The organism is Moorena sp. SIO4G3 (assembly GCF_010692305.1).
GTDB classification, from domain to species: domain Bacteria; phylum Cyanobacteriota; class Cyanobacteriia; order Cyanobacteriales; family Coleofasciculaceae; genus Moorena; species Moorena producens_A.
In genome coordinates this window covers 1-6517 of record NZ_JAAHIG010000449.1, presented here as the reverse complement: position 1 = coordinate 6517, position 6517 = coordinate 1, and the positions used below count along the sequence as shown (strand labels likewise).

General features: G+C 43.4%; 7 protein-coding genes and 1 pseudogene. 4 read left to right on the top strand and 4 right to left on the bottom strand.

Features of this window, described 5'->3' with window-relative positions; translation table 11 throughout:
* Both F6J99_RS39570 and F6J99_RS39565 read left to right on the top strand, forming a co-directional pair.
* Positions 1-418: transposase (locus F6J99_RS39570; RefSeq protein ID WP_293121612.1), on the top strand; the 418-nt coding region annotated here is incomplete at its 5' end.
* A gap of 13 nt (positions 419-431) precedes the next feature.
* Positions 432-860, top strand: a pseudogene (locus F6J99_RS39565) (transposase); the annotation flags it as partial.
* Between the two features lie 6 nt (positions 861-866).
* On the opposite strand, the gene F6J99_RS39560 reads toward F6J99_RS39565, so the two are convergent.
* A complete protein-coding gene (locus tag F6J99_RS39560; RefSeq protein ID WP_293121608.1) occupies positions 867-998 on the bottom strand; it encodes a hypothetical protein in 132 nt (43 codons plus the stop codon).
* 529 nt (positions 999-1527) lie between these two features.
* Between F6J99_RS39560 and F6J99_RS39555 the strand changes: the two genes are divergently transcribed.
* Together F6J99_RS39555 and F6J99_RS39550 are read left to right on the top strand one after the other, a co-directional pair.
* A complete protein-coding gene (locus F6J99_RS39555; RefSeq protein ID WP_293121606.1) occupies positions 1528-2520 on the top strand; it encodes a ribose-phosphate pyrophosphokinase in 993 nt (330 codons plus the stop codon).
* Between the two features lie 547 nt (positions 2521-3067).
* The gene (locus F6J99_RS39550) at positions 3068-3826 is read left to right on the top strand and encodes a class I SAM-dependent methyltransferase (RefSeq protein ID WP_293121604.1); all 759 of its coding nucleotides are present in this window, start codon (positions 3068-3070) and stop codon (positions 3824-3826) included.
* 73 nt (positions 3827-3899) lie between these two features.
* On the opposite strand, the gene F6J99_RS39545 is transcribed toward F6J99_RS39550, so the two are convergent.
* The 3 genes from F6J99_RS39545 to F6J99_RS39535 form a co-directional block, all read right to left on the bottom strand.
* Entirely contained in the window at positions 3900-5318 is a 1419-nt protein-coding gene (locus F6J99_RS39545; RefSeq protein ID WP_293121602.1) for a DUF4335 domain-containing protein, read from the bottom strand.
* A 170-nt stretch (positions 5319-5488) separates the two neighbouring features.
* The gene (locus tag F6J99_RS39540; protein ID WP_070395912.1) at positions 5489-6094 is read right to left on the bottom strand and encodes a DUF3038 domain-containing protein; all 606 of its coding nucleotides are present in this window, start codon (positions 6092-6094) and stop codon (positions 5489-5491) included.
* 217 nt (positions 6095-6311) lie between these two features.
* A partial coding sequence (locus tag F6J99_RS39535; protein ID WP_293121600.1) for a hypothetical protein occupies positions 6312-6517 on the bottom strand: 206 nt, incomplete at its 5' end.

Sequence of the window (6517 nt, the reverse complement as noted above, 5' to 3'; positions counted from 1 at the left end):
GTTAATCAAACGAATTCGCATAGTCAAGAGGGCTGATGGTTACTACGTTCAGTTTTGCATCTCTGTCGATGTAAAAGAGCAATTAAATCCTGCTGATGCGACTGTGGGACTGGATGTAGGATTGAAACAGTTTTACACTGATTCCAGGGGCAAAACCGAACCTAACCCTCGTTTTTACAGGGCTGGGGAAAAGAAGCTAAAATTATATCAACGTCAAGTTTCTCGAAAGAAGAAAGGCTCATCCAATCGTAAAAAAGCGATTAATAGACTAGGCAGACAGCATCTTAAAATAAGTAGGCAACGTCAAGAACACGCCAAGAGACTGGCTAGAAGTTACCGCAAGAAGAGTGCAGCCTTTATAGTTGGTAGGCTATGCATCAAAGGTAACAGGTTTTGTTGTAAGGCTGCACTCTTCTAAGGTTTCGTCTCCGGCACGTTGCGTAATCCGGTCTAACGACCTGGTCGCCTATGAAGATTTAAGAGTCAATAATCTAGTAAAAAATCACTGTCTTGCTAAATCTATTAATGACGCAGGTTGGTATCAATTTAGGAGATGGTTGGAGCATTTTGGTAAAAAATTTTGCAGGATAACTGTCGCAGTAAATCCTGCTTATACAAGCCAAAATTGTTCTGAATGCGGCGAGGTCGTGAAGAAGTCACTGTCAACCAGGACTCACATCTGTAAGTGTGGCTGTGAATTAGACAGGGATCACAATGCCGCAGTCAACATCCTTAACAGAGCCTTAGGTACGGTGGGGCACATCGGAACCTTGGTCACAGACCAGAACGCTTGTGGAGAATTGGCCTCTACTCTTCCTGACTCCGGTTTGGTTGAGCAAGCTGACTCGTTGTTCGCGTAGCGTGGCCTACGGCCAAGCAAGAATCCCCGCGTCTTTAGACCGGGGAGTGTCAAGTTGCTTTGGAACTCCATCGATGGATTCCAACCGTTCCGTTGAGCCACAGAGTTGAGCCACAGATAAGTTGATCACTATATACATCAAGGTTTACCCAAAACTAGACTCTAAACACCCTTATGGTGTAGGATACCGAATTAGACCTTACAAGTATAGTTATTGCGTAATTGCTGTAGGGAATAGTAAATAGGGAATAGGGAATAGGAAATAGGGAACAGGTAAAAAATCCTCTGTACCTAATCAATAGGATAACCGCTATATATGTTGTTCTGGTTTATTAGAACATCACGCTTATGTTCATTGCTATCTTATTTTGGTGTAGAACTATCTTAAATAACTACCTTACTTGACTAGATGTACAGTTGTTCGAATTAAGTACAATAGTTAATTTTCGTATTTGAGTAAGAAACTTAAAAACAACTGCTTGAGTTCTCAGGTTCGTGTGATGGTAAGACACTATATATAGTGTCTTTAGTCAACACTTCTGTTAGAGCAACGCTATAAAAATTAATAAAATATTAATCAAATTTAAATAAATAATTATAAAAATTATTATAAAAGGGATATTCTTAGAATGTTAAGATCGCGTTGAAATAAGCTTCGAGGGTTTGCTGTGAGCAGTTCAGTTACTTTAGAGCTTCAACCTCTTCTGCCCCAGATTGCCGCTAACAATCGTTTAAGACTATTTTCTGGTTCGGCAAATGTTTCCCTTTCTCAGGAAGTAGCACGTTATCTAGGCCTCGACTTGGGACCGATGGTACGGAAACGATTTGCTGATGGGGAGCTCTATGTCCAAATTCAAGAATCCATCAGGGGGTGTGATGTTTACCTGATTCAACCGACTTGCTATCCGGTGAATGATTACCTGATGGAGTTACTTATTATGATCGATGCTTGCCGTCGAGCCTCAGCGCGGCAAGTTACTGCTGTGATTCCTTACTATGGTTATGCGCGAGCAGACCGTAAAACGGCGGGGCGTGAGTCCATTACAGCCAAGCTGGTGGCTAACCTGATTACTGGAGCTGGTGCTAATCGGATTTTGGCAATGGATTTGCACTCCGCTCAAATTCAAGGTTATTTCGATATCCCCTGTGACCATGTCTACGGTTCACCAGTATTGCTACAATATCTGGCTTCTAAGCACCTAACTGATCTAGTAGTAGTTTCGCCGGACGTTGGTGGTGTGGCTAGAGCCAGAGCCTTTGCCAAAAAGCTATATGATGCCCCCCTTGCCATTATTGACAAGCGCAGGCAAGCTCACAATATCGCTGAAGTGATGAATGTGATTGGGGATGTCAAGGGTAAAACTGCGGTGCTAGTCGATGATATGATTGACACTGCTGGCACGATTTGTGAAGCTGGCAAAGTACTGCGTCAAGAAGGGGCTCGTCAAGTCTATGCTTGTGCAACCCATGCCGTGTTTTCGCCACCAGCTATAGAGCGCCTCTCTAGTGGAGTGTTTGAAGAAGTAATTGTTACCAATAGTATTCCACTACCGGACGCCAAACGGTTTCCACAGCTGACAGTGCTTTCAGTGGCTAACTTATTGGGTGAAACCATCTGGCGTATTCATGAAGACTCTTCTGTCAGCAGTATGTTTCGTTAAAAATCCCCCCTGGAGCAGGGGGGATTTTAATTTTAAACGGTTGTGTTGAGTGTTGAGTGTTGACTAGACACAAGCAATGGTTAAGGGTCAACCCATAACGCAACTGGGTATCAGCGAAGATTCAATTTGCCACTAACAATTATTCCTTTGGATAGGAGGTGGGTAAAAACGGGAGAAACGGGATATAGCGGTGCGACCCCGCGCTTTTTAAAAGCTAAGTGTGAACGCGAACCGTGGGGGAATTTTTATTAATAAAAAGTGCGACCCGTGGCGAATTTAATTCTTAATGGATCAAGCGTACCTTAGGTATTTTTAACCTAAAAAAAACTACCCCCACCACCCCACCTCCCTTTGACTCGATTGACCTGCCTGCCCACGAACGGGGAGATTATAAACGGTTGCTTCTGTGTTAGGTATTGAGATTCAAAATGGTCAAAACCTTTTGAATACAGACTTTCAGGTTTATTTTATGATTATGAGTTTTAAGGTTTATTTATCCGCACCTAAATGATAGTCTTATATAGAAATTCAAAGAGGCATGATTTTTATGGTAAAACAAGAATCTTCTGATTTGGGGTCTGTGGACAATACATACACAGAACTCGCTAAGTATTATGACAACTTGATGACATCTGGCTATTATGACCATAAAGGTTATGCCACATCATTGCAGAAAATTTTGGGTGAAAGAATAAAAATTCTGGATATGGGGGTAGGAAGCGGCTTATTAACCGAGCAGATGTTGTTATTGGAGAATTATAATATAACAGGTATTGATTTCTCGCCTGCAATGCTTGCACAAGCAGAAAAAAGACTCAAGGATAATTCGGTGAGGCTCGTATGTGCAAGTATTGAGGATTATGAAACCAGCGATACTTTTGAGGCTGTTATTTCGACTGGGGGAGTTTTCTGTTTCTCCTACAGAGAGCAAGAACAACAATATCGCCTGTATAGTTATTGCCCTAACAAAGATGTGCAGATGAAATCGCTGAACAAACTGTATGATCTTTTAGATAAGGATGGTCTTTTATGTATGTCGATTCAAGGGGATCATACCAATTATGAAATGCCAATCAAAGATGGGATCGTGTATACGCAAACAACCGACTTTGGAGAACAATCATTACAGAAGACTTATACATTTTCAGCAAATGGCAAGATCCTTTCTCAACAACAAATGCGATTAATATTTTTCGATGAAATAGAGTATCTTAGCATGTTCGCAACCGCAGGGTTTTCCTTGGTTGGGCAAGAGCGGACGCAAAAATTCTGCATTTTTCGGAAAAACGAATTGAAAAAAGGGTAAGAATTCAGGTGAGGGCGGGTTGACAAAATATTGAAATCCGCGTCTCGCATTTTGTTAAATTAGCCACAGGAAATTATTCCTTGCTCCTGTAGGGACTAACATCTAACTCACCATTAGTTTTAAACACTACTCGAAAATGACCAAGGGGCTTCTGGGGTACTAACCCAGTCCCTTCGCCACCAATGCCAGCTGCTGCTGGCTTGATTAGGCGTTCTAGAGGAGTTTCTTGGGAGTAATCCCAAGACTCTTTATCAATTGCTTCATAATCAGCAATGATACCCTCTTCAGTCACAGCTACTCGATACGTTAAATCTTTAGGATAGCTGGAGGTTTTATTCCAACTGTCACCAATTTTCTGAGACACCTTGCCTTTCAAATCGTTAATGACAGCGCTGTCATTAATTTCTGGCCCTAGGGTAATCCTACCCATATAACCATTCCAAGGACTGATTTCGAGAATCCCTTCGTCTTCCCCTTGTTTAAATAACACCTGGAACTGAGCAATAGGTTCTTGGGTAGCAATATTGCCTGTAGTTTTGGTGTACAGCAATTCAGGTAGGGGGGTTTGGTCTGCCCCATCCAAGGGTGTGCCCTTAACGGGTTTATACCCTAAAATCGCACCATCTCTGCCAACACTAACCTGATAGTTTAAATTCCCAGCAAACTGTTCCCGGTTCCCCCAAGCTCGAAAAATTCGCTTTTGCAGGCTTCTTTGTATATAGCGCAACTCTGTGGGATCAGTAATTTCTGGTGCAGTTGTGAGCACTTTTTCTAGCTCCTCAATCGAGAGTGGTGTTCCCTTTGGTGTTGGTGTTGGTGTTGCCTGAGGGTCACTCTCCCCAGTTGAGGTACTGGTTTCATTGGAATTTTCCTCTGTTCGGGCAGGTTCGGGTTCCCGTACTTCTGGAATCGGTACAAAGAAAAATGCGATCGCAGCTAGAGCCAAACTTGCCATGCCCAGTGCAGCGGGTGCAGTACGCTCGGTTACTGGTTTTTCAGCTTGGCGATAGTGCTTAGAAACAGGCTGCAACGAAACGCTAATATCTGGTAGGGTTCGTCCATCAGCCAAAAACTGGTCAATCGCCTCAACCAAGTCAAACAACTGCACTGTGTTCAAATCTACATGGAGACCTTTCCCTGAGTTGGTCATTGCTCCTGAGTTGGGAGTATCTAGCAGTGTCAGTCGATGCACATTTTTGTCCTCGACTTTCTGCAGATGCACCTTAGCTGGTTTCTCAGCATTGGGTTTGGGGTGAGGTACTTTAGACAAAAATTCCTGAGCATAGCGGCTTACACTATCTACCAAGTCCTCAAAAAAATCCCGCCCACCACTGAGGGGTTGTTTCATAGCCCCTAAATGGCATTCCGCATTAGTTAGAGTTGTCAGCAATGGTCGGGGATCTGGCTGTAACCCATCCCCTGTGGTACTATTACTCCAACCCTCCAGGATAAGGGTACAGTTGGGAAGACTGTACTGGCGTCGAATTGTCATCGGCTGTTCCTGCTGAAAAATCCCCTTCAACCTCTTAGACTAGCATTGAGGGAATGGGTAATGGATAATGGGTAATGAATAATGGGTAATTGATAATGGCTAATTGATAAGTCACCTGACTATTACTTGATACTTGATGGCATGTCGATAATCAGCAACAACAAAAACATTCAAGGCAATTCCCCATCAAACAGACTAGTCCATAATCTTTGCCTTCCAGAAGTGCCTGTACAGAACAGAAGCTCACTCAATAGAGAAATTGCGAGTTGATTCAACTTTTCTTCAGAGTTATAGGCAGCCACTTTAGAGCGACGGGGGTTCATCCGGCTGCGAAAATGAGCCTGGAACCTTTCCAAATACTTAGATAGGCGAAAATGTTGTTCTAGAGGTACCTGCTTTTCCAGCAGTTGTTCATAAGCCGTCAACAACTGCCGAATCAGAACTGTCATTCGGCGTGCCATATGACTAGCAATCACCACTAAAGCCTTAGCTTCTTCTGGAGTTAGAGGACGTCGTGTGTAAGAGCGCCGCCAGGGATTGGTAGAGCGCATACGCCAAAGAACAACACGATTTTTAATAATCTCCTGAAGTTCCAGCTCTCTAGCCGCCAATAGCATTGCCTCAGAACCTCCCAGTTCGAGAGCTTCAATGGCGAGTAAAATTAGGTCAATATGCAGCCGAGTTCGTGGTGGACAGCCTTGAGCTGGAATCCTGAAATCAGGTAGGCTATCTAAAATTATTGGGTTTGACTGGGAAGCAGGACTATTGGTCAGCATTACGGTCCGTCGAAAGATTCACTCTCCTTGCGCTTATCCTAACAGTGAAAACCTATTGAATAGATTTGTTCCAAGGAATTACCCAAGGTTCAGCTTTCTAGTGTACGCTTTTACAGAACGGCTCCAGGCTTTCATCCCCGTGTTTTTAAACCGGGGATGAAAGCCTGGTACCGACTTTAGTCGCCTAAATACAATTTTATTGAAAAGGTTGACAATTTTATAGCGCTAGAGTATCATTTAAATATGGGCACAGGCTGAAAATCCGAGGCACAACCGGGATAGAGACCCGCAATTGTTTGACCTTAAAGAAGAGTGCGGCTCGTTCTAAGTAGGAGCCTCCTGAGATAGGAGGGGTATGACTTAGGGGAATCGCGGGAAAAACCCGAATTTCTAACTGTTTAACGGATGGTGGTGAAAGTCCAC